The organism is Clostridium sp. (genome assembly GCF_047718555.1).
Classification (GTDB): Bacteria; Bacillota; Clostridia; order Clostridiales; family Clostridiaceae; genus Clostridium_I.
On the sequence record NZ_JBDNRK010000017.1, the window covers coordinates 25,788 to 49,560 of the forward strand.

Below are 23,773 nucleotides of genomic sequence, written 5' to 3' on the forward strand. Positions count from 1 at the left end.
GTTAAAGTTAGGCACATTCAAATAAATAACTAACATCTTTGACTTATTATTTATTTTCATATGCCTAAATAAAAACTGTCTTATAATAAAAATTGCTTTTTTATTATAAGACAGTTAATTTTATAGACTTAAAATATCCACTAATTTTTAAAGCTGTGAATTGGTGAAGGTATTCTTCCACCTCTCGCAACAAAATCCTCGCTGGAGAACTTACTTACAGGCATTATTGGTGCAGCTCCTAAAAGTCCGCCAAATTCTACTTTGTCTCCAACACCTTTTCCATAGACAGGTATTACTCTTACTGCTGTAGTCTTATTGTTTACTACTCCAATTGCAGCTTCATCGGCAATAATTCCGGAAATAGTTGATGCCGGTGTATCACCAGGGATAGCAATCATATCAAGACCTACTGAACAAACGCAAGTCATTGCTTCAAGCTTCTCTATATTCAATGCACCAATTTCAACGGCATTTATCATACCTTCATCTTCACTTACAGGAATGAAAGCACCACTTAATCCTCCAACGTGAGAAGATGCCATTATTCCACCTTTTTTAACTGCATCGTTGAGCATAGCTAGTGCAGCAGTTGTACCATGACAACCACAAGCTTCAAGACCAATTTCCTCTAGTATTCTAGCTACACTGTCACCTACTGCTGGAGTTGGTGCAAGAGATAAGTCTACTATTCCAAAAGGTATATCAAGTCTTTTTGAGGCCTCAGTAGCAACTAATTGACCAACTCTAGTTATCTTAAAAGCAGTTTTCTTTATAGTTTCAGCCACTACATCAAATCTTTCACCTCTCACATTTTCCAAAGCAGATTTTATAACTCCCGGTCCACTAACACCTACATTTATTATACATTCTGCTTCTCCAACACCGTGAAAAGCTCCTGCCATGAAAGGATTATCTTCTACTGCATTAGCGAAGATTACTAACTTTGCACAGCCAATACTTCCATTATCTTTTGTAAGATAAGCTGCCTGCTTTACTATTTCTCCCATATCCCTTACAGCGTTCATGTTTATTCCAACTTTTGAGGTTCCTACATTTACTGAAGAACAAACTCTTTCTGTAACTGCCAATGCTTCTGGAATAGACTTTATAAGTATTCTATCTCCATTAGTACATCCTTTATGTACCAGTGCAGAGAATCCACCTATAAAATTAACGCCTACAGTTTTTGCAGCTTCATCCATTACTTTTGCATATTCCACATAATCTGTATCACTGCTGCTCTGAGCAACCAATGCCATAGGAGTTACAGATATTCTCTTATGTATTATTGGAATTCCATATTCCAGTTCTATTTGTTCGCCTATTTTAACTAGATTTTCGGCTTTTCTTGTTATTTTATCGTATATCTTTTGTCTGGATTTTTTACCATCAGAATCACAGCAATCTAAAAGTGATATACCCATAGTTATTGTTCTGATATCCAGATTTTCTTTTTCAATCATATTTATGGTTTCAAGTATGTCTTTGTTATTAATCATTTTTTCAATTCTCCAATCTATTATACTTCGTGCATGGATCTAAATATTTCCTCACGTTGAAGTTTAATTGAAACTCCAAGTTTATCAGCTTCAATATCAAGCTTTTCCTTAAGTTCTTTAGCATCTATTTCCATTTTAGATAGATCCACAAACATTATCATCGTAAAATAGTTTTGCAAAAGAGTCTGATTTATATCCATAATATTTATTTTATTTTCTGCTAATATTGAAGTTATGCCTTGAATAATACCTATTTTGTCTTCTCCGATTACTGTAATAAATGATTTCATTTTAACAAATTCCTCCTGAATAATGAATTTTATTAATAAGTTAGGTATATTCAAATAAATAGACTACCAGCATACTAACTAGTTATTTATTTGTATATGCCTTAATAAACTCAAAAGAATCAATATATAGAAATAAAAAAAGACTAAATTTAAAATTAGTCTCTGAGAAGCATAAAAAATTAAGAACAACTTCATATGTGAGAATTAAAATATCTATATCACATAGACGGTTTCTTTAACATATAATCTCCGTTCTTTTACCTGAGAGTTTCACTAAAAATTTTAGTTTTCCCCTTCGGTGCTCCTTTGAGTCTCTCCAGAGTTTCGTCCAATAGCGGTTTAAAGAATTATCCCACTACCTTCATTCGACTTATTAAATTGTCTAACCTATTCTAACACAATACTATTGTATAAATCAATAAAAAAAACAAATTTTACAAAGAAAAATGTATATAAAATGAATATATACATTTAATTTTCTAATAATTGTTAATAGCCTCTTTCATTTTATAAACAATTTCCTCTGGATTTTCAGCTTCCATAACAGAGGACATCAAGGCTATACCTTTAGCTCCTGCACTTAGGACATTACTTATATTACTAAGCTCTATGCCCCCTATAGCAATTACTGGCAAAGATACTTTACTGCAAATTTCATTTAAAAATTCTGTTCCTCTACCCGGAAGTCCAGCTTTACAGGCTGTATTAAATATATGACCAGCTAAAACATAATTTGCTCCTATATCATAAACCTTTCTTGCTTCTTCTAAGGAATGTATAGAAACTCCCTTTAGCTTGTCATAAGGTTTATCAAAATCTAAAAAAGTATTGTAATTTAGTTGAATACCCTCTGCTTTACATTTAACAGCTACCTCATAATTTCCATTAATCACTAGAGGAATTCTATCCATGACAACTTCCTGCATTTTAACTGCTAAACTACAAAGTTCTTCAGAAGAGAGATCTTTCTCTCTCAGAATAATAGCATCTGCGCCACCTTTTACTATAGCCTCTGTCACATTAATTAGATTTCCATATTTTATAAGCTTTCTATTAGTAACTACAAATAATTTTCCATCCATACTTAAACGTACTCCCAATCCTTCATAACAGGACAGTAACCTTTAGCCTTAAGCATATCGCTTATTTCCTTTACACTTCTCTTATCTGATATTTCAAACTGTTTTTCCCCTTGATCTTCAGCTTTACAAGAATGTCCACCAACTTCTGTAGAAACACCAGCAGAAATTTTAGTTACTCCTAATGGTATAAGGTTATCTCTAAGCTGTGCAGATTCTCTAGTAGTTACATTTATTCCTGATCTCTTAAGGAATATTTTAAAGGCCAGCATTATCTGTACCAAATTTCTATCATTTACATCTTTAATATCAGTAAAGCTTCCTGCATGAGGTCTGATTCTTGGTACGGACATACTTATTTCCATGTATGGAAACATATCTTGTATATATCTTGCATGAAGTCCAGAAAAATAAGCTTCTTTTCTCCAGTTTTCAAGGCCATAAAGAGCACCTACTCCCATTCCTCTTATTCCTGCTCTTGCAGCCCTTTCTGGGGTTTCTACTCTATATCTGTAATTCTTTTTAGGTCCTGCCAGATGGATTTCATCGTATTTCTCCATATTATAGGTTTCTTGATATATAGTAAGTGAATCTACTCCAGCTTCCACAAGTTCTCTATATTCATCTTCTTCTAAAGGGTATATCTCAATACAGACAGAACTGAAATATTTTTTTAACAATTTTACAGCGTCCTTTATATAGGATACTGGGCTATGAAATCTTGATTCTCCAGTGAGAAGAATTATATGTCTTAAACCGGAGGCATGTATTGCCTTTGCTTCCTTCTCTATTTCTTCCATACTAAGTTTTTTTCTATGAACATCATTTTCCACATTATAGCCGCAATATGCACATTTATTAACACAATAATTAGCTATATATATAGGTGTGTACAAGGTAACTGCTTTACCAAAATTGTTAATTGCAATTTTATGAGCCTTTTGCGCCATAGGTTCAATAAATTTTTCTGCCGCCGGTGAAAGTAAGCACATGAAATCATCTTTATCTAAAGTATCTTTACTTAGAACATATTTCACCTGTTCTTCAGTTACACTATTGAAAGAACCATCAAAATCATAATCTTGTAGTTTACTGGCTACATCAAAAAAACTCATTATCCCATCTCCTATCTTAAAAATCCTGTTAATGGTGAAGATGCCTCAGCATAACTTTTTTCTACACCCAATTTTGCCAAATAACCTTTTCTTCCACTTTCAACGGCAAGCTTAAAGGCTTCTGCCATAAGAGCAGGATCTCCAGCTGTTGCCAGTGCTGTATTAACAAGTACTGCTGATGCTCCCATTTCCATAGCCAAAACAGCATCAGATGGTTTTCCTATTCCTGCATCTACTACTATAGGTAAATCTATTTCCTCTATTAAAATTCTAACCATCTCTTTTGTTCTGATTCCCCTATTGCTTCCTATAGGAGATCCCAGCGGCATTATTGCAGCTGCACCTGCTTCTAACATTCTTCTTGCATCTGGCAAATCAGGATTCATGTATGGTAACACAACAAAACCTTCCTTTGCCAGTACTTCTGTAGCTTTTATAGTTTCTAAATTATCTGGAAGAAGATATTTATTATCTGAAATAACTTCTATCTTTACCCAATTTCCACAGCCTGCTGCTTTACCGATCCTAGCTAGTCTAATAGCTTCTTCTGCATTTCTTGCCCCTGAAGTATTAGGCATTATTATAGAATCTTTACCTAAATAGTTTAGAATATTTTCTTCTTCAGAATCAAAGTCTACCCTTCTAAGCGCTGCAGTAATTACCTCAGCTCCACTCTTTTCTAATAATTCAGGTATGATTTTATTTGAAGAATATTTTCCACTGCCAATAAAAAGTCTGCTTTTTAACTCTCTTCCGCCAATAATAAGTTCGTCCATTTTATTATCTCCTCACTTTAGACATTTTCGAATAAACAGAATTCTTGGCATCAGGTGAAGTTTTTATTCCATCTGATGCTTAGAAGTCGTTATCCAGGGACGTAGCCACTCTTTACTTCCACTTGAAGAAGATGGGAGTATTAGAGTGGGTAGTCATCGGATAAATTATCTTGTGTGCAAATCCTTAACTTATTAGCCCCCACCTACAAATCTTATCAATTCTACTTTAGAATTACTAGTGAGCTTAGTTACTGCATATTCTTCTTTGTCTACGATGTTTAAATCAACTTCTGCAACTACCTTATAAGCTTCTATTTTAAGTTCATTCAGCAATTCTTCTATGGTTATACCATCTTTAAAGTTCATTTTTTTTCCGTTGACTAGCATGTAATATCACCTCCTAAAATTCATACATCTGCCCTTATTTGAAAATAATATTTAAAATTTTATTTTATATTTAAAGCTTCATTATTCAATACTTTTTTCATAGTTCTCATGGAACACATCTTTCCACACATTGTGCAGGTTTCCGGATCTTCTGGTGAAGATTCCATACGATATTTACGAGCTTTTTCTCCATCTATAGCCAGGTCAAACATAGTTTCCCAATCAAGATCTGCTCTTGCTTTACTCATAGCATTGTCCCATTCAACTGCTCCCTTTATTCCTTTAGCTATATCAGCTGCATGAGCTGCAATCTTAAAGGCAATTATTCCTTCTTTCATATCCTCTAGAGATGGCAAACGTAAGTGTTCTGCTGGAGTAACATAGCATAAGAAATCTGCTCCACTGGAAGCAGCTACTGTACCACCTATAGCTGCAGTAATATGATCGTATCCAGGAGCTACATCAGTTACCAAAGGTCCTAATACGTAAAAAGGTGCACCATGACATAATTTCTTTTCCAAAAGCATATTAGCTTTTATCTCATTAAGAGCCATATGTCCAGGTCCTTCTATCATAACTTGTACATTTCTTTCCCAAGCCTTTTTAGTAAGTTCACCTAATGTAATAAGTTCTTTAATCTGAGCTGGATCTGTAGCATCTTTTAGGGAACCAGGTCTGCAAGCATCTCCTAAAGAAATAGTTATATCATATTTTTCACATATATCTAAAAGTCTGTCATAATATTCATAAAATGGATTTTCCCTATTATTCAGTTCCATCCATGCAAATAAAAGACTTCCACCCCTGGATACTATCTGAGTTAATCTAGGATTATTTTTTACTGCCGTTGCAGTTTCTCGATTAAGTCCTGCATGAATTGTAATAAAATCCACACCATCTTCCCCATGTTTTTCTACCACTTCAAAGAATTCGTCTACAGTTATATCCTTAAGTTCTTTATCGCAAAAGCCAATAGCATCATACATGGGAACAGTTCCAAGCATAGCCGTAGACATATCTATAACTCTTTTTCTCATGTTTTCAGTTTTTCCATAGTTGGATAAATCCATGATTGCCTCTGCCTTCATCTCAATGGCTACTCTAACTTTTTCCAATTCCTTTTCTATACTGCAGCAATCCTTTGATATTCCTAAATTTACATTTATCTTAGTTCTAAGTCCTTCTCCAATACCTTCTGGATCTAAAGATTTATGATTCTTGTTAGCTGGTATTACTACCTTTCCCTCTGCAATCAATTCTCTTAATTTTTCTGCTTCCATACCTTCTTTTCTTGCAACAATGTTCATTTCTCTTGTAATTATTCCTTTTCTTGCTGCATCCATTTGTGTTGTATAATTCATAATAGTAACACTCCTTTATCTTTAATTTAAAAAGAGACCAAACCTGATGCAGGATAAACATCAGGTTTGGTCTCTTTATGCGTTTATAAAATAAAAAGCCTGCATAAAGCAAGCTCTGTAATATACAAACCCTTGCTTCCCTACGATGGTGTTAGCCATATCAGGTTCATAGGGTTAGGAATCCTCCTTCTCAGCCTTACGGCACCCCTAGCAAATACTTATTTAGTTATTGTATATAGTATACTCCTAAAATTACTCATTGTAAAATTATTTTTAAAAAATTATATAGTTAGTTTAAATTTTGATGATGTTTTTATAGAAAAAGTAGCCGAAATTAGGTTAATTTTGTTTAAAATTAATGTATAATAAATTATGTAACATTTTTACATAATTTATTAAGCAAATAAATAAAATTTATTTTTGGAGGTGTAAAATGGATAAAAAAGGATTGTCAGTAGGTATAATTCTGGTAATTATTGGTGCTATATTATTATTAAACAATATACTTAATCTGAATTTTTTCAGCATAAGTAACTTTTGGCCATTATTCGTATTGATACCAGGTTTAGTTTTTGAGGCTGGTTATTTCTTAACAAAAAGAAATCCAGGACTTTTGGTTCCTGGTGGTATTCTGACAACTTTAGGACTATTATTTTTCTTTGAAACCTTTACTGGTTGGCAATTTGCCGCAAGTACTTGGCCTATATATCCTCTGGCAGTAGCCATTGGTTTATTTCAATTGTACTTATTTGGATATAAACAAATTGGGCTGCTAATTCCAGTCTTCATTTTAGGAGGGATTTCCCTAATTTCTCTAGCGATTATAATAATGAATGACTTTTTCTGGTGGATTAACGGAAGTATACTAGTACCTGCTTTGTTTATATTAATTGGGATAGTTATATTGTTTAATAGTTTTAAAAGCAAAAAACTTTATTAAAAGAGATTCTGTATTTTCAGTCTTTATAAAGATATGCAAAGTTTTTCCCCTATCTCTTTGTTGGAAAGCCCTTCACTAATCTCTAACACCACTTCCACTTCTCTATTGGTTAAGAATTCTTCATTAGTTATGAGATTCAATGCTGATATATCAACTATTCTATCTATTACCTCTTCCTGCAAATTCATAATGTATATTCATGCTAAAATACTAAATATTTTTATAATTCAATTATACATGAGGTAATAATTGAATTTATCTTATTTTACTGTTATATTTTTAATATATTAAACTCATTAAAATACATTGGAGTGATTGATTCTTATGGTTAACATGGATGATACAACCAGCATAGATAAAATTTTATGGAAACTTGATAAATTTAAATATGAGAATTGTATTAATACAATAGAATTAGGTGAGAAAGCCTATGAATTATGTAAAAAAATCAATTATACTACGGGTATGGCTGTTTCACTTTTAAGAGTTGGTGAAGCCTTAACTAATATAGGTAATTATGAAAAATCTTTAGTTTTTCTTTTTAAATCTTTAAGTATATCACAAAAAGAATCTATTTGTGATCTGCAAGTTTTAGCACTAATATATATAGGAAATAATTTACTTAATTTTGGAGATTATGAAAAAAGCTTTAATTTTTATAATAATGCTGAAAAAATAGCCTTAAAAATAAATGTAAGCAAAAACTATTATAGTTATTCAACTTATAAATTTTACTTAGCAAAAACATCCACAAACATTGGAGAAATATACAAATCTCTTGGAGATTATGAAAATGCCTTTATCTTCTATAATAAGGCTGAAACCTTTGATAAAAAATTAAATTATATCTCCACTCTTGGTATCTCATTATGTAATCTTGGAGAAATGAATTATATAAAAGGCCATTATGAAAAAGCACTTACACTTTTAAATAAATCCATTGAACTAATGAATTCATTTAATTACAAATTAGCTTTACCTGAAGCTTATAGGATATCAGCCCTCATTTATGAAAGAAAAGAAGATTTTAAGCGTGCAAAGCAATACTTTTGTAAAGCATTAGATGTTGACCTAAAAGAAACTTATATATATTACAAAGCTACTGTACTCTTAGACTATAGTAATTATCTTAAAAATAGAGGAAATATTAATAGTGCACTGGATAAACTAGAAATTGCCTTTAATATATCTATAAAAAATAATATTCTTGTTAAAACAATAGAAATCTGTAAAAGATTTTTTAAATTATATGAAGAAATAGGAGATATAAAAAATTCCTACAAATACTATAAATTATACTTTCAGTATCAAGAAAAATTTGAAAAAACTATACATGCTCAAAGACTTAATAGCATAACAGCAAAAATCAAACTGCAAGAATTACAAAGAGAAAAACTTAACATAATGGAAAAAAGTGAGAATTTCAGAAAAAAATCCGAAAAGCTTATGGAAAACTTGAAAAATATATCTATAATTAGTGAGTTAGGGCAGAGAATTACTTCTACTCTCAATCTGGATGAAATTCTAGATATACTTTGCAATAGTGTTAGAACCTTTGTTAGTATATCTACCTTTGGTATTGCATTATATGATGAAGAAAATGGGCTTCTTAAGTATAATTATTATAATGAAGACAACAAAATTATTGACATGGCGGATGCCTCTATTGACAGTAAATCCAGCATAGCAGCTTATTGCCTGAGAAATAGACATTTTGTAGTTATAAATGATATTCAGAGTGAGTATTCCAAATACGTAGAGGACTCAAACTATCTTCATAACTATACTAGTAGAATTATAATAAACTCAGCTGTTTACTTTCCACTTATAATAGATAATAATTTATTAGGTGTTATGACAGCTCAAAGTATTGAAAAAGGAGCTTTTAAGACCATCTATGTAGAAATGTTAAAGGCTCTTTCTGCCTATGCATCAATTGCCGTAAACAATGCTATCAAATCTACCAGTCTTAAAATTGAGATTGATTATAGGAAGAAAATCCAGCAGGAACTTGAAGAATTAAATAATAAGCTATTATACATATCAGAAAATGATAGTCTTACTGGTATTCCTAATCGAAGAAAATTTGATAGCGTTATGAATATTCAATGGGATTTAGCAAAGAAAAACAAACATAATTTATCTTTAATTTTGCTAGATGTAGATTGCTTTAAACAGTATAATGACAATTATGGCCATGTTGAAGGCGATAAATGTTTGGCTGCAATTGGTTCTGCCCTTTCAAATTATATTGATAAAAAGTATATAGTTGCCAGGTACGGCGGCGATGAATTTGTGATAATTTTTCCAAATATTTCTTTAAATAATGTATTAAAGCTTGGTGAAAAATTTAGAACTGAAATAGAAAATCTACATCTTAAACATGAATTTTCAAATATCAAAAATATAGTTACTATAACCCTTGGAGCAGCCTCCGTTATTCCAAATGACAATATAACTATAAATGAATTTATAAGGCAAGCTGACACCGCTTTATATGCCGCAAAAGAAAGAGGGAGAAATCAAATAGCTGGTTATGTCCCAAAATAAATTTTAACTTTAGTTAAAAGGCAAAATAATAGTTTCTCCCTTTATTATATCATTTATATCTTCTGCCACCATTGGCTTACTAAATATATATCCTTGAATAATATTACATTTTTTCCGACTTAGTATGTGAAGCTGATCCGGGGTTTCTACCCCTTCTACTACTACTTCAATTTCTAAATTATGAGCAATATTGACTATACCATCTACTATGGCTTCTTGCTTTTTATTAAAGCATATATCATCTATAAAGGATTTATCAATTTTTAATGTATCGATGGGTATCATCCTCAAGTAGTTTAATGATGAATACCCAGTTCCAAAATCATCTAAAGAAGTTCTAACTCCAAATTTTCTAAGCTGCCTTAATATTTCTACATTTGTGTCAAGAGATTCCATTAAAACACTTTCTGTTATCTCTATTTCTACTAGTTCTGGAGGTATCCCAGCTTCTTTTATATGTTTTTTAACCTTATCCACAAAATTACTCTGTTTAAGTTGTACTGATGAAACATTAATTGAAATACGTTTGTATCCATATCCCCTCTCTATCCATTTCATATTTTGTTTAAATGCAGTTTTCATTACCCATTCACCTATTGGTATAATGAGTCCCGACTTTTCTGCTACAGGAATAAATTTATCGGGAGATACAAATCCCAATTCGTTATTTTTAAGCCTTATAAGTGCTTCTGTACCTATAATTCTACCAGTTTTCAACTCTACTTGAGGTTGATAACATAAGTATATTTCATCATTATAGATTGCATCTCTAAGAGCCTTTTCTATTTTTATATATCTGTTTAATCCCTCTGACATTTCCCCATTATAAAATTCATATTTGTTTTTTCCTGTTTCTTTAGCTTTATACATAGCTGTATCAGCATTTTTTAAAATAACATTATTATCTTTTCCATCCTTTGGAAACATACATATGCCTATACTACAAGTTATAAAAGTTTGTTTTTTATTAAGTTCAAAGCCATTATTAAATATATTTATCATATTAGTTACAAAACTTATAATCTCATTTTTTGTAGCTATATTTCGCATGAGAATTAAAAATTCATCTCCCCCAAATCTACAAACCATATTTTTATCATCTATTATGTCAGAAAATTTATCTCCTATAGTTTTTAAAAGTCTATCTCCAGCATCATGTCCCAATGAATCGTTAACTCTTTTAAAATCATCCAAATCAAAAAAAAGCACTGCACCTGTTCTATTATTTTTTTCACAAATTTTTATTTCCTTATCTAGTTCCTTAATAAATGTCAATCTATTTGGAAGCCCAGTTAGTGAGTCATAATAGGCCAACTGCCTTATCTTTTCTTCTGAATTCTTTTTAAGTGTAATATCTGAAATTATACCTGAATATTTTATAAAGTTACCATAACTATCTTTAATAAGCTTTCCTTTATTTAAAATCCATTTGCTTTCACCTTTACTTGTAACTATCTTTATTTCCGTTTCAAACCAAGGTGTTTTTAACTCTATATGTTTTTTTATAGCATTATACAATATTTTTCTGTATTTAGGCATAACTGCTTTTCTTATGAATTTGCTGACATTTTCCACTTTTGATATATATCCAGTTATTTCATACCACTTATCAGATACAAAAAAATCCCCAGTTTTTATATTAAATTCCCATATAGCATCATTGCTTCCATCTAGAGCCTGCTTATATCTATCTTGACTTATCTGCAGCTCCTCTTTATTTTTAATTAATTCATCATATTGACTGCGAAGTTCTTCTTCCGTAGCTGATAATTCCTCATACACTGATGATAGCTCCTCATAACTGCTGCTGAGTCTTTTAATCATATTATTATAGTTATCTCTAAGAACTCCTAATTCATCATTAGCTTTATACTCAAACAGCGAACTCAAATCCCCCTTTTCAGCTTTATTCATTACATTTATCAATGAATAAATAGGATCTATTATAGATTTGGATGCAAAAATACTTATAATAACTGATATTACCAATATAAATCCCGCAATGGCTATAATCATTTTTAATTCCAGAGCTGCTGGTGCATTTATCTCATCTGCATTTATTGTTACTACTAAAGTCCATTTTAAATCTGGAATTACACTATATCCCATAAATTTGTCTACTTTATTATATGTATAACTATCTACTGCACTATAAGTTTTTGTATAATCTTTAATATTTTCAATAACATTACCAAGTTTTAAATTTTCAATTTTTGTACCTACTCTTTTCTCATCGGGATGAGCCACAATTGATCCTTCACTGTCTACAATATATGCATAACCTGTTTCACCGTTTTTTATATTATGTATAAAATTTTCAAAATAGTCAGCATATATGCCATTTACATAAGTTCCAATTACATTACCTTCATTATTCCTTACCGGAGCAGCTATTGCCACCACTAAATCTCCATTAACCTTTGAGTGCAACGTACCACTAACATATAAATTTCCCTTTAAAGCCTCTTTAAAATACTGTCTATCTGCCACATTAAGTTTTACAGCACTTTCATCACTACTGGCAATAACATTACCTTGCAAATCCACTACAAAGGAATGTTGAATTTCAGAAAGTTTAGCTTTTCTCTGTTTAAGTCCATTGCTCAAACTTGTTGTCTGTGGCGAATTAAAAAATGAATCATCTCTATTTATAAGTCTATTTTCTAATGCACTTTTTACATTTAAGTTCTCTGAGGAAAGTTCTACTTCTTTTTCTTGTCCATTAATAATTGCTATTAAAGTATTACTTTCTCCTTTACTTATCTGTAATATATTATTTTTACCATTATCTATAAGAATTTTAGAAGTATGATCATATATTAAAAAGCTCACTAAAAATAAAGGTATTAAAGATAATAAAATTATCATCAATGGCAGTCTTGTTTTAATACGCATTGTGACCTCCGCATTAGTTTAATAATAATTAATAAAAAAGCTGTCATATACATTATACTAACTTTATCTAATTTTTTCTATTTTTTTCTAATATATTTTACAATATATCCTAATATATTCGTATTTTTATTACTAATGTAGTTTAGGCATATTGAAATAAATAATTAGTCAGTATGCTAGTATCTTTGATTTACTATTTATTTTCATATTCCTTATATACTTTATTTTTATAAAACTATGGACATTTAGAAATTATAATGTTATATTTTATATAATGCATATCGGAATACTTGGTATTATATTAGAATACTTTATATAAAAGTAAAATACTTATAAATTGGAGAGTGATTATATATGAAAATAAAAGAATTTTCACATAATGCTATAGATGGTACTTCATTATTTTTTAGAGAATGGATTCCTGATGGAAATATAAAAGGTGTAGTATGTATAATTCATGGTCTTGGTGATCACAGTAATTGGTACAAGGGATTAGTAGATTATTTCAATGCAAATAATTTTGCAGTAACAGCCTTTGACCTTAGAGGTCATGGGAAATCTGAAGGTAAAAGAGGTCATACCCCTTCCTATGAAGCTTTTATGAGCGATATAGATATATTACTAGCTTCTACTAAAAATCATTTTAAAAATTTGCCTATATTCTTCTATGGACACAGCTTTGGTGGTAACCTAACATTAAATTATGTGTTAAGACGCAGTCCAAAAATAGACGGCGTAATAATCAGTAGTCCTTGGCTTAGCCTCTATTCAAATCCTCCAAAGTCAAAACTATATTTTGCATTTTTACTTAATAAGATCTGGCCATCATTTTTAGTTGATAATATAGTTAATGAAGCCGCATTATCTCATAATCCAGAAATTATGCAGGCCTATTCAAAAGACCCATTAACCCACAGCTGTATTTCAGCTAGACTTTTTACTGCAGCATATAAAGCAGGCCTATGGGCTATAGATAACGCTTCAAAATTCAATGTACCTTTATTACTAATTCATGGTGATTCAGATAAAATAACTTCCCCTGAGGCAAGTAAACTTTTTGCACAAAAAGTTCCTGATAATTTGTGCACTCTTAAAATTTATGAGGGATTATATCATTCTCTTCATAATGAATTATGCAATAAAAAGATATTTTCCAATATAGGCGAATGGATAGATACAAAGACCATTTTTTCTAACAAAAAACTTCTTTCGCAAGAATTATAAATTTAAAATTCCTTTTAATTCTTTCAATGAACATTGACTTAAGGCATATTCATTGATAAAGACTTCTTAAATTCAGAGTTATTAAATTTCTGTAAATCTAAGAAGTCTATTTTTGTCCGATGACTACCCACTCTAATACTCCCATCGCATTCTGTGAAAGTGGGAGTAAAGGGTGGCTACGTTCCTGGATAACGATTTTCCCTAAAGGACAACGATTTCTAAGTATCATAAATACTGATACTTAGAAATCTGTTTATATTATAATAATTATGGAAAATTCAAAAAAATTTTATTATTTAATCTTTTTAAAGTATTATAATTAATATAGTATGTAAATTATGATTAAAAATTATGCATTTAATTAATAATATTAATAGAAAAAATTTGAACAAAATAAATATTTTATTAATAAAAGCAATTAATTAACCTATACATAACTGTAATATTATATTATGATAATGGACGCTCAAATAAATAACCTGTAAGTATACTAGGTCTATTTATTTTTATATGCCTGATATTATCAAAGGTTTGGAGGAGATTAGTTTGAAAAAAGACATAGAAAATGTCATAGAAAATGTATCAAAAGTGGTAATTGGAAAAGAATCAGTAGTGCTGGATATATTAAAGGCAATTTTAGCTGGAGGACATATCCTCATTGAAGATGTGCCTGGTGTTGGTAAAACTATGTTAATAAAGGCTTTAAGCAAAAGTATAGATTTAAATTTTAACAGAATTCAATTTACTCCAGATATACTTCCGTCCGATATTTTGGGAGTTTCTATTTATAATCCAAATACTCATGAATTTAACTTCAAAAAAGGTCCAATCTTTGCCAACATGATTTTAGCAGATGAAATAAACAGAACTTCTCCTAAAACTCAAAGTGCACTAATTGAAGTAATGGAAGAAGGTCAAGTTAGCGATGGAAATAATACTTACTTATTGGACTCCCCTTTTATAGTGATGGCTACTGAAAACCCCTTAGAATACTCCGGTACTTTTTCCTTGCCAGAAGCTGTACTGGATAGATTTATACTAAAATTATCTTTAGGTTATCCCACAAAGAATGAAGAGATAAAAATACTCTCTACTTATAGAACAAAAGATCCACTAGAGCACATACTGCCAGTTATAACTCTTGATGAATTAAAGCAGCATCAAAATGAGGTCAAAAAAGTAAATGTAAGCAATGGCATATATGAATTTATAGTTGATATTGTAAATAAGACAAGAAATTGTAATGAATTACTTTTAGGAGCATCTCCGCGAACTTCTATTGCATTATTAAAGATATCACAAGCAACTGCATATATACATGAAAGAAATTATGTAATTCCAGATGATGTAAAAGAAAATGTAAAAAAAGTACTTTCCCATAGAGTAATATTATCAAAAGAAGAAAAATTTAACGGCACTAATATATCGGACATTATCGACAGCATAATGAAGGAAATATCAGTACCAAATATTAAATATGCATGATAAAATTTAAGCTTTCTTTTATAATTACTTTAGCTTTACTAATTTCAGCTTACTATTTTTATGGGAAAGAAACAATTAATTCTTTATTCTTAGTATTTTTATTAATGTTTCTAGTTTCATTACTTTCACTGCTATTTTCAAAACGATGCATAATATCTAATTTAAATTTAAAAAGCAAGAATTTTTTTACAGGAGAGAATATAAAAATTTTCTTACATTTTCATAACAGAAGTCCATTCTTATATTCTAATGTAAACTTTGTATCCAATTTCATTGATACAAAGGGAAATTTAAATGAAAGGGTTACTTTGCTGCCCTTTAAAAAGCTTGACATTCAATTAAATTTTAAAGCATCTTCCAGAGGAATTTATAATGCAAAAAATTATTTACTGGAGATACACGATTTATTTCTAATAGCTTCAAGAAAAATAAATTTTAATAACAACTTCACTTTCACTGTATACCCAAGAAGTATTAAATTACCTATAGAAATTGAAAAGCTTATGGACAATGTAAGTAATTTCTATAAAAATAATTCAGATACATATACTTCTGATACCTATTCATACATTGATAAATATATGGAAGGAGATAATTTTAAAAATATACATTGGAAATTAAGCGCTAAAAAAAATAATTTATATGTAAAAAAATTCGATACTGTAAAAAAATGTAATATTGCTATATATGTAGATATGACAAACTGCCTACTGCTGCCAAATAATTTTCATACTGTAACAGATGAAAACCTAGTTTCTTTTTCATTGTCCATAATCAAATATTTATTATTGAGAAATGAAGCTATTCACTTATATATTGAAAATTTAAAATCTTCTTCTTTCTACTTGCAAAATATAGAAGATTATCACTCTATTTTATCCTATTATTTAGAGCACAAAAGTCTAGGAAATGGTAATTTTTTTGATAGAGTACTGCAAAAACAATTTCTAAATATTGAAAATCACAGATTTGTATTTGTAATAACTTACACAATATTACCTACCCAGGTAGAAACAATTTCAAAAATATCTGCTGATTGCGAAAGTTTAATTATTTTTACGGTTTTAGATGTATCTAATAAAACAAAGAATTTACTTCATAATATTAATGTAAAAGTAGTAAAAGTAGCCCTTTGAAGGAAGTGATATATTGAAAAAATTTTATATTCCCATAGCTGTACTAAACGTTATATTGGCTATTATTTTAATTAATAAGGCATATATTGTTATAAATATTTCCTACAAAAATATAATAGTATTATTTGTAATAACTTTATTAGTATTTGAATTAATAAACTATATTACTACGATAAATAGAAATAAAAAAGTTCTTTTATTTTTATCGGCTGCACTTTTACTATCTATTGTATATCTAGCTATTTACAAATACGTTTATATTACCTCATTACCTAATAATTTAATTAATTTGACATTAAAAATAAATAGCTTAACAACTACAAACTCTCCTGTAGATTTTTCATTAATTTCTCCATTTTATATTTTGATAATACCTATATTAACATTTTTATATTTAATTCTATGCAAGTTAAATCTAGGAATAGTAGTAATATTAATTAATACCTGCCTATTGGTATTATATGATTTATTAAATTTTAATGATGCAGTAAAATATGTACTACCGCTATATATTTTTTTAATATTTATAAATTACAGCTTATTTAAGCTTAGTACAAAGGTTAAAAAGGACTACAGTAAATCCTTAATTATCTATTATCTAATAATATGTATTATTTTTTCCACTATTATATACTGGTTTACACCTTCTAAATCTGGTGAAGAAGCAGATTTATTTCAATACAAATTTAATAATCTAGTGAATATTAATCAAAATACTCCGTCAAATTTTGCTTCCATTGGCTTAAATACAAGTAAAACATCTTTTCTTGGAAGTAAATTACAAATAAACAACATAAAGCTTTCTCTAATAAGTGGAGATGTACCTAGTTATTTGAAAACAAAAGTGTATTATGATTACAACTATAATAGATGGATAGAAAATAGGTCTCTGCCTTCAATAAAGGCTAATCAAGTATTAAACGCCGCTGATTCCATTTCTAATAATGGACTTGCCAAAAGAAATATTGAATATAATAAGGAGAAGGGAACTAAAATTAAAACTCTTTCCATTCAAAATTTAGACAATAGCTTTGGTGATGTTATGATGTCACCTAATTACATTACAAAAGTAATTTCTCCACAGAATTCAAGTATTTCTATGTATGATAACGAAAACTATTTAGTAGGACAACTTCAATCTAGTTACACTATAAACTACTATGATTACAGCAATACAGAAACTACTGATGATTTTTTTAATTCACCATATAAAAATGACATAAATAACATTTATCAAAGTATTACTCAGAATAACATGAAATACGGTATAATTAATGATTCTTTAAAATTTACCAGTTCTCAAAGGGTGCGTGAATTGGCACATAACATAACTGCTTCAGCTTCCGATAATAATGAAAAATTAAAACTTATTAAAAACTATTTACTTAATAATTATAAATACAGCTTGCAACCTGATGCAATGAATATTAATTCTCCAGATTATGTTGATTTCTTTTTATTCAATGAAAAAAAAGGATACTGTAAATCTTTTGCTACAGCTGCCGTAATGTTATGTAGAGCTGTTGGCATACCGGCTAGATATGTAGAAGGCTTTAAAGTGAGAGGAGAAGTAGACAATAGAGGAAGATACATTATAAGATCCTATGATGCCCATGCTTGGGCTGAAGTACTTACTTCTGCAGATAAAGGAATTTGGTCAATATTAGAAACTACTCCCACTGCCGACTATGAAAATAGTGCCGCAAATGATGTAGAGACTATTCCACAACAAGGAAATACTTTAAATATAAAAACACCAGAACAACAAACTCAACCGCAAAGTTCCAGCGCTAATAATCAGGTAAATGTACCCAATACAGCAAGATCAGAAAACACTACTAAAGAAAAACAAAATAATTCAGATATGAAAATAAGCAATATTGATTTTATTAAAAAAATTCAAAATTACAAATATATAATTATAATCATATGTATAATTATTTTATATATAATAATTAGTTTTATAAGAAGAAAATTCATTATTAAAAAAATAAAAAATAGTGAATCTTTAATACCTTTATATAATTTTACGTTAAAAAGATTAAAAACCATAAATATAATAAAATATTCCTATGAAACCGACAGAGAATTTGCTCTTAGAATAAAAGACAGGTTAAATATTCAATTCCTTGTAGAAGCTGTATATAAGGAAATATACGGAAATGAAAAAATTGTTTTAGAAAAAACTTCTATTATCACAGATGTAGAAAAAACCGTAAAAAACAATTCAAATATTTTTAAATACTATATATTTTTTTAGATATATAAGTTTCAATTAATATTGTTCATTTAATAAATAGCCTTTGGATATCAGCTGCCTAAATACAATAATATTTTATTACGAATATAATTTATTGCAACATATATACTTGAATTTAATTCTAAGAAACATAATAAAGTTGTCTTAAAATGCATTAATATACATTATAGACAACTTTTTTCTTGTTTAATTATATATTACATAAATCCTACAATGATGCTTATACTACATTTGTAGGAGGAGATAACCTTGGACTTAAAAAAATTCTTTGCTAATATTTTTATTGTATTTGCATTTTTAATGTTGTTTATTTCTCTAATCTTTTCAGAAGTAAATGCTGAAGTACCTGATTCATATTATATAAAAAACAGTATAAAGCCTACAAAGCTTTATGTAATATCTCTCAGTAAAATGACAGATGCTGAAAAAGCTATGATTGTTACGCTTCAAGGTCAGGTAAATAATCGCTCTGCTTCTCATATATATACTCTAAGCCTTGGAGAACCAGACTATGAAATATGGTTAAGAGATTTAAAGAACAATTACTCTGTAGAATGTGAATTAATTGAAGACCCCTGGGAAGTATTAAATAAATTTAAAGATTATATAGATGGCTATGTATTATATAGTAAAAATAATAAAAATGATCCTTCTATAAATAATGCTTCCTCTCTGGCAGCTTTAAATAACTCCATTATTGTAGAAAAATCCATTGAGGAAAAAGTAAAATCAAAGGGTATAACTAAGTTGCAGGGAGATTGCAGTAATACAGATAAGTACTGGGCATATGATAACCTGTGGAACAAAGGACTAAATCATTCTATTATAGTACAATTATCTCCAACTAAAGCAGGCCCTCTGCGAGATTATGCTATTATGACAAAGTCTCTGGTGTTTTATGAAGATGATCCAAAGGATTTTTCTCTTAGAGATAAGGTATTTAAAGCTGCAAAAAAAGATTCCATTTGTCTTGGATGGGGTCCAGATGAATACAATAATATAAAGGAAGCCTCAAAATATGGTATAAATACAGTACCTTCAGATTGGACCTATAATCTAACTGTATTGAGCAGCCTTCCATCCTTACACTTAACCCAAAACAGCCATCCTAAAATAGTAAAAGAAGACAATGTACATTATGTAACTTTTATAATGTCTGACGGAGACAACCAGCAATGGAATCTTGGTAAAAATTATGGTTCTCCCAAATGGTATGGATCTAAAGATAGAGGAAATTTCAATATGGGATGGACCATTACCCCATCTCTTTACGACCTGGCTCCAACTGTACTACAACTATATTATAAAAGTGCTAAATTCGGTATTACCAATGATAATTTTGTTGTATCACCTTCCGGCAATGGTTATATGTATCCAAGTAAATTTGATGAGGCTGCTTTAAATATACAAATTAAAAAGCTAAATACCTATATGAAAAATGTAGACCAAAAATATGTATCAATTCTAGATGATTGGGCATTGGATAACATAGATATTTGGAATAAATATACGAAACAACCTAATATACATGGCTTATTTTACTTAAATTTCAGCAAGCAAAATGACTATAAGGGAAAAATTGTATGGTCTAATAATAAACCCATAGTATCCTGTAGAGATTTGCTTTGGTCTAAACTTGAAGATAACGATCAATTAGTTAATAGAATTAATTCCTATATTTCTTCTGGTTATACAGATGTACATTCTCCAGATGCCTATACTTTTGTATATGTACACGCTTGGAGTAAAACTATGAGTGATGTACAGTATGTAGTAGATCAACTGAGTAACAATTCAAAAGTAAGAATTGTTACTCCAGATGAATTTATGCAGCATGTAATGGAGAATGTTAAACATTGAATTAGTTAGCAGATAATCCTTAAAACTATTGCTAAGACTTAATTATTTTCCTCATCTAATTCTTTATTTGTTATAACACAAAAATTAGATTCATCTCTTCCTCTATATTCTTGAGTTCCATTTACCTCAGTTTCTATTTTACGCCCTAAGCCAGCTGCTCCTGGAACTCTAAAAGTATTTTTATCAAGCTTATTTATAGCTGTCTCTACTGGTTTATCTAACTGTGGTACCCATTCATAAGGCACTCTATAAGCTCTATAAACCATATTCATTTTTGCCTTACCTTTACCATCATAAGGACTTATATATTCCCAAACTATTTCATGCTCTTTTGTAACTTCAAATATACGACCATCTGAGCCTTCTGTTATAAGAGTATTACCATTTGGTAAACGCTGTGCATTACTTATAAATGGACTATAAAATCTAACAGAATCTAAAGGTTCTATAAGTCCAGCTTCTTTAGGTGTATATTGCCATACAATTTTTAAGGTTATAGGATCAATTTCAAGTACTCTTGAATAATCCCTATGAACATTTTTGATACCATTTGGTGAACTTGGATTTGGAGCACCATATCCACCCCATCCACCGTTATCAAATATAAGTATATTACCCTCTCCTGGTAATCCCTTAGGTATTAAGTGTACATTATGCTGACCTATTATCCATCCTAAATTAATAAGTTCTTCACTTGTATCATAATGTGGTCCTATTTTCCAAACAATTTTTCCTGTTTTCTTATCTATTATTGCTATAATGTTTGCTTCCCTGCTATCAAGAATAATATTTTCTGGATTGAACCTTTCGTCTCCATTATCAAACCATTTATTTGGTCCAAGTAATGATATTGAGTTAATATGAAGCCAATCTCCTACACCATTGTCACCTAAAGGTCTTATATTAGGATCTTTATATATAGTAGTTTTAGCTGCTTCGTCAAAACCAAATTCATCGAAATGCTCATTTGCTCTCCATTCCCAAACAATTTTTCCATCCCAAGTAACTTCAATAATTTTATCATCTAAAAGAACCTTATCAGATATCACAGAATTTTTAACATTTTCATGTGTAAGAATAAAAGTATTACCTTTGTCCACTTCTGGAGCTAAATCAGGTGCATAGTACCCAACTGGATTACCTTCCCTTTGATAATCATGATGCTGTCTGGCTATCCATTGAGACTCTTCACCGGGATCCTCTATGAGTTCAGTTTTGTTAAATTTCCAAACAACATTTCCTTCCCAATCTACCTGCACCAAATCAATCAAATCTTGAAATCCATATTTAGGATTTCGCTCACCTGTACTACCTAGCACATATCCACCTGGAAATAGTTTATTTGGGAATCCCCTTAAATTTCTCCATAATTTAACTTCTTCACCATTCATACTTATTAACAATGCACCTAAATCTGCTGCCTGAAAAATAGTGTAGCCACTCCATGCCTTTTTAGGGTTATAAATTGTAACCCCAGTTGGGTATATAGTTGGATATCCCATGGTTATTACCTCCCCATAAAATTCAATTACTTTATCTATTCAGCACCATTATTTCTTAATCTAAAATTATGATATTAAACTTTTATCTAAAGGTTCAGCCTTAAAATTACGAATTAAAGTACCTAAATCCTCTAATAAAGTAATTGCTCCTTTAAAACCTATATGTGTCTTGTCTAAAACAACACTATTCCAAATTGGAAAAGATATATGCTGTAATGGTATATTTAATTTAGAAGCAATTTCATTTTCTATAGAACTTCCAAATAATAATTCAATTTTGCTATCCTTAATAATATTATTAATTTCTCCCCTATCATCAGTGAAATACAGTGCTATTTCTGTTTGTGGTAATAAATTATTAATTTCATTTCTTATTTTATTTAAATAAGATTCCTGTGGATTGTCCGTAATGATAACAGTTTTAGGTATTAATCCTAAAGAATTCACTAAAAACCTACTTATTCCTATTACACTAGAAGATTCTCCTACTATAGAAAACTCTTTTTGCAAATTATATTCAAAATAAAACTCAGATATATTATTCAAATAATGATTTATTTTGTTTTCCTCAAAATTTATAAATTCATCTACATTTTCTTTATTTAAATTTAATTTATTAGCTACTTGCCTTATAAATAAGCCTGTATCATCATTACCAACAGGCAAACTTTGAAAATCTAAATAAGGTATGTCATATTTTTCTTCTAAATATTTTCCTATCTCTTCACCCCAAGGAGAAAATACAATGTTCAATTCTGCTCTAGGTATATCTTTCCACTGCTGAACACCTTGACCAAATCCAAAAAGAGTATTAACCTTAAGTCCAATAGCTTCAAGTAATCTTTTTAATTCTAAAAGATTTCCCTGCCAGTATACATCTTGTTTTGGAACTATACCAAATATATTTACTAGACCATCAATTTTTTCAGAAGATAAATCATAAAGCTTAGGTAATCCTTCAATTATAGTCTTAACTGCTATTTCATATCCATTATAAATACTTCCTTTAAATCCTGGTGTATTAGCATTTATAATAGGATACCCTTGCTCTTGTGATTCTTTTGTCATAGCAGGTATATCATCTCCCACAAGTTCCGTAGTACATCCACCTAACACCACATATAGGTCGCTCTTTATAATCTTTACTGTATTCTTTATTTGCTCGCGAAGTCTAGAAGTTCCACCAAATATAACTTGCTTCTCAGTGACATTAGTAGAAGGTAAAGCTGTACCTCCAATGTACCCACCACCATTACATCCACTTACTTTGTTAACTCCAAGATGCTGCTGTAATCCACATCCAGCAGTAGAATGTAAAATAGGTACTGCTCCTCCTATTTCCTGTATTGTTTCGATGGCACCATGTAATAGGCAACTATTACGTGATGCTTCAATAGAATTAATATCTCCCATA

The 23,773-nt window shown here is 29.9% G+C and carries 18 protein-coding genes and 2 riboswitches; of the genes, 7 read left to right on the forward strand and 11 right to left on the reverse strand.

The genetic code is table 11. From position 1 onward, the window contains the following. Positions 1-140: 140 nt before the first annotated feature. The 7 genes from ABF633_RS08805 to thiC form a co-directional block, all read right to left on the reverse strand. Positions 141-1,499: a PFL family protein gene (locus ABF633_RS08805; protein ID WP_415523320.1), complete on the reverse strand. Its 1,359-nt coding sequence runs from the start codon at positions 1,497-1,499 to the stop codon at positions 141-143. A gap of 20 nt (positions 1,500-1,519) precedes the next feature. Next, positions 1,520-1,789, reverse strand: coding sequence for an ACT domain-containing protein (locus tag ABF633_RS08810; RefSeq protein ID WP_415523321.1), 270 nt, complete (start codon positions 1,787-1,789; stop codon positions 1,520-1,522). 239 nt (positions 1,790-2,028) lie between these two features. Beyond that, positions 2,029-2,119: riboswitch (glycine riboswitch) on the reverse strand. Positions 2,120-2,268: 149 nt separating this feature from the next. Next, complete coding sequence (locus tag ABF633_RS08815; RefSeq protein ID WP_415523322.1) at positions 2,269-2,871, reverse strand: thiamine phosphate synthase; 603 nt, start codon at positions 2,869-2,871, stop codon at positions 2,269-2,271. Positions 2,872-2,873: 2 nt separating this feature from the next. Next, positions 2,874-3,983 (reverse strand): 2-iminoacetate synthase ThiH, encoded by a 1,110-nt coding sequence (gene thiH, locus ABF633_RS08820; protein ID WP_415523323.1) that lies wholly within the window; start codon positions 3,981-3,983, stop codon positions 2,874-2,876. Between the two features lie 11 nt (positions 3,984-3,994). Continuing rightward, a complete protein-coding gene (locus ABF633_RS08825) occupies positions 3,995-4,759 on the reverse strand; it encodes a thiazole synthase (protein ID WP_415523324.1) in 765 nt (254 codons plus the stop codon). A gap of 192 nt (positions 4,760-4,951) precedes the next feature. After that, on the reverse strand, positions 4,952-5,146 hold the full coding sequence (gene thiS / locus ABF633_RS08830) for a sulfur carrier protein ThiS (RefSeq protein WP_415523325.1): 195 nt from the start codon (positions 5,144-5,146) through the stop codon (positions 4,952-4,954). Positions 5,147-5,205: 59 nt separating this feature from the next. Then, entirely contained in the window at positions 5,206-6,507 is a 1,302-nt protein-coding gene (gene thiC / locus ABF633_RS08835; protein ID WP_415523326.1) for a phosphomethylpyrimidine synthase ThiC, read from the reverse strand. 120 nt (positions 6,508-6,627) lie between these two features. Beyond that, a riboswitch (TPP riboswitch) is annotated at positions 6,628-6,726 on the reverse strand. A 214-nt stretch (positions 6,727-6,940) separates the two neighbouring features. Here thiC and ABF633_RS08840 point away from each other — a divergent pair. Further along, entirely contained in the window at positions 6,941-7,447 is a 507-nt protein-coding gene (locus ABF633_RS08840; protein WP_415523327.1) for a LiaI-LiaF-like domain-containing protein, read from the forward strand. Between the two features lie 23 nt (positions 7,448-7,470). Here the strand turns inward: ABF633_RS08840 and ABF633_RS08845 are convergent, their stop codons facing one another. Further along, a complete protein-coding gene (locus ABF633_RS08845) occupies positions 7,471-7,635 on the reverse strand; it encodes a LuxR C-terminal-related transcriptional regulator (protein ID WP_415523328.1) in 165 nt (54 codons plus the stop codon). A gap of 136 nt (positions 7,636-7,771) precedes the next feature. Between ABF633_RS08845 and ABF633_RS08850 the strand changes: the two genes are divergently transcribed. After that, positions 7,772-9,997 carry a diguanylate cyclase domain-containing protein gene (locus ABF633_RS08850; protein WP_415523330.1) on the forward strand — a complete coding sequence of 742 codons (2,226 nt, stop codon included), beginning with the start codon at positions 7,772-7,774 and terminating at the stop codon, positions 9,995-9,997. Between the two features lie 9 nt (positions 9,998-10,006). On the opposite strand, the gene ABF633_RS08855 is transcribed toward ABF633_RS08850, so the two are convergent. Continuing rightward, positions 10,007-12,892 (reverse strand): EAL domain-containing protein, encoded by a 2,886-nt coding sequence (locus tag ABF633_RS08855; protein ID WP_415523331.1) that lies wholly within the window; start codon positions 12,890-12,892, stop codon positions 10,007-10,009. Positions 12,893-13,246: 354 nt separating this feature from the next. On the opposite strand from ABF633_RS08855, the gene ABF633_RS08860 reads away from it, so the two are divergent. The 5 genes from ABF633_RS08860 to ABF633_RS08880 all read left to right on the forward strand — a co-directional run bounded on the left by ABF633_RS08860 (position 13,247) and on the right by ABF633_RS08880 (position 20,857). Continuing rightward, complete coding sequence (locus ABF633_RS08860; RefSeq protein ID WP_415523332.1) at positions 13,247-14,116, forward strand: lysophospholipase; 870 nt, start codon at positions 13,247-13,249, stop codon at positions 14,114-14,116. Positions 14,117-14,662: 546 nt separating this feature from the next. Beyond that, positions 14,663-15,601 (forward strand): AAA family ATPase, encoded by a 939-nt coding sequence (locus ABF633_RS08865; RefSeq protein WP_415523333.1) that lies wholly within the window; start codon positions 14,663-14,665, stop codon positions 15,599-15,601. Then, positions 15,598-16,737, forward strand: coding sequence for a DUF58 domain-containing protein (locus ABF633_RS08870; RefSeq protein ID WP_415523334.1), 1,140 nt, complete (start codon positions 15,598-15,600; stop codon positions 16,735-16,737). Before ABF633_RS08865 ends, ABF633_RS08870 begins: the two co-directional genes overlap by 4 nt. A gap of 13 nt (positions 16,738-16,750) precedes the next feature. After that, positions 16,751-18,997, forward strand: coding sequence for a transglutaminase-like domain-containing protein (locus tag ABF633_RS08875; protein WP_415523335.1), 2,247 nt, complete (start codon positions 16,751-16,753; stop codon positions 18,995-18,997). Positions 18,998-19,246: 249 nt separating this feature from the next. Then, entirely contained in the window at positions 19,247-20,857 is a 1,611-nt protein-coding gene (locus tag ABF633_RS08880; RefSeq protein ID WP_415523337.1) for a GxGYxYP domain-containing protein, read from the forward strand. A gap of 38 nt (positions 20,858-20,895) precedes the next feature. Here ABF633_RS08880 and ABF633_RS08885 read toward each other — a convergent pair whose 3' ends face one another. Continuing rightward, a complete protein-coding gene (locus ABF633_RS08885; RefSeq protein WP_415523338.1) occupies positions 20,896-22,359 on the reverse strand; it encodes an aryl-sulfate sulfotransferase in 1,464 nt (487 codons plus the stop codon). Between the two features lie 66 nt (positions 22,360-22,425). Then, positions 22,426-23,772 (reverse strand): nitrogenase component 1, encoded by a 1,347-nt coding sequence (locus tag ABF633_RS08890; RefSeq protein WP_415523339.1) that lies wholly within the window; start codon positions 23,770-23,772, stop codon positions 22,426-22,428. Position 23,773: the final 1 nt, after the last annotated feature.

What these genes read in the sequence shown, in the direction of transcription:
- ABF633_RS08890 (WP_415523339.1), bottom strand. Translation starts at nt 23,772, where the DNA reads ATGGGAGATATTAATTCTATTGAAGCATCACGTAATAGTTGCCTATTA.
- ABF633_RS08840 (WP_415523327.1), top strand. Translation starts at nt 6,941, where the DNA reads ATGGATAAAAAAGGATTGTCAGTAGGTATAATTCTGGTAATTATTGGT.
- thiS (WP_415523325.1), bottom strand. Translation starts at nt 5,146, where the DNA reads ATGCTAGTCAACGGAAAAAAAATGAACTTTAAAGATGGTATAACCATA.
- ABF633_RS08810 (WP_415523321.1), bottom strand. Translation starts at nt 1,789, where the DNA reads ATGAAATCATTTATTACAGTAATCGGAGAAGACAAAATAGGTATTATT.
- ABF633_RS08825 (WP_415523324.1), bottom strand. Translation starts at nt 4,759, where the DNA reads ATGGACGAACTTATTATTGGCGGAAGAGAGTTAAAAAGCAGACTTTTT.
- ABF633_RS08855 (WP_415523331.1), bottom strand. Translation starts at nt 12,892, where the DNA reads ATGCGTATTAAAACAAGACTGCCATTGATGATAATTTTATTATCTTTA.
- ABF633_RS08885 (WP_415523338.1), bottom strand. Translation starts at nt 22,359, where the DNA reads ATGGGATATCCAACTATATACCCAACTGGGGTTACAATTTATAACCCT.
- thiH (WP_415523323.1), bottom strand. Translation starts at nt 3,983, where the DNA reads ATGAGTTTTTTTGATGTAGCCAGTAAACTACAAGATTATGATTTTGAT.
- ABF633_RS08860 (WP_415523332.1), top strand. Translation starts at nt 13,247, where the DNA reads ATGAAAATAAAAGAATTTTCACATAATGCTATAGATGGTACTTCATTA.
- thiC (WP_415523326.1), bottom strand. Translation starts at nt 6,507, where the DNA reads ATGAATTATACAACACAAATGGATGCAGCAAGAAAAGGAATAATTACA.
- ABF633_RS08815 (WP_415523322.1), bottom strand. Translation starts at nt 2,871, where the DNA reads ATGGATGGAAAATTATTTGTAGTTACTAATAGAAAGCTTATAAAATAT.
- ABF633_RS08845 (WP_415523328.1), bottom strand. Translation starts at nt 7,635, where the DNA reads ATGAATTTGCAGGAAGAGGTAATAGATAGAATAGTTGATATATCAGCA.
- ABF633_RS08870 (WP_415523334.1), top strand. Translation starts at nt 15,598, where the DNA reads ATGATAAAATTTAAGCTTTCTTTTATAATTACTTTAGCTTTACTAATT.
- ABF633_RS08850 (WP_415523330.1), top strand. Translation starts at nt 7,772, where the DNA reads ATGGTTAACATGGATGATACAACCAGCATAGATAAAATTTTATGGAAA.
- ABF633_RS08805 (WP_415523320.1), bottom strand. Translation starts at nt 1,499, where the DNA reads ATGATTAATAACAAAGACATACTTGAAACCATAAATATGATTGAAAAA.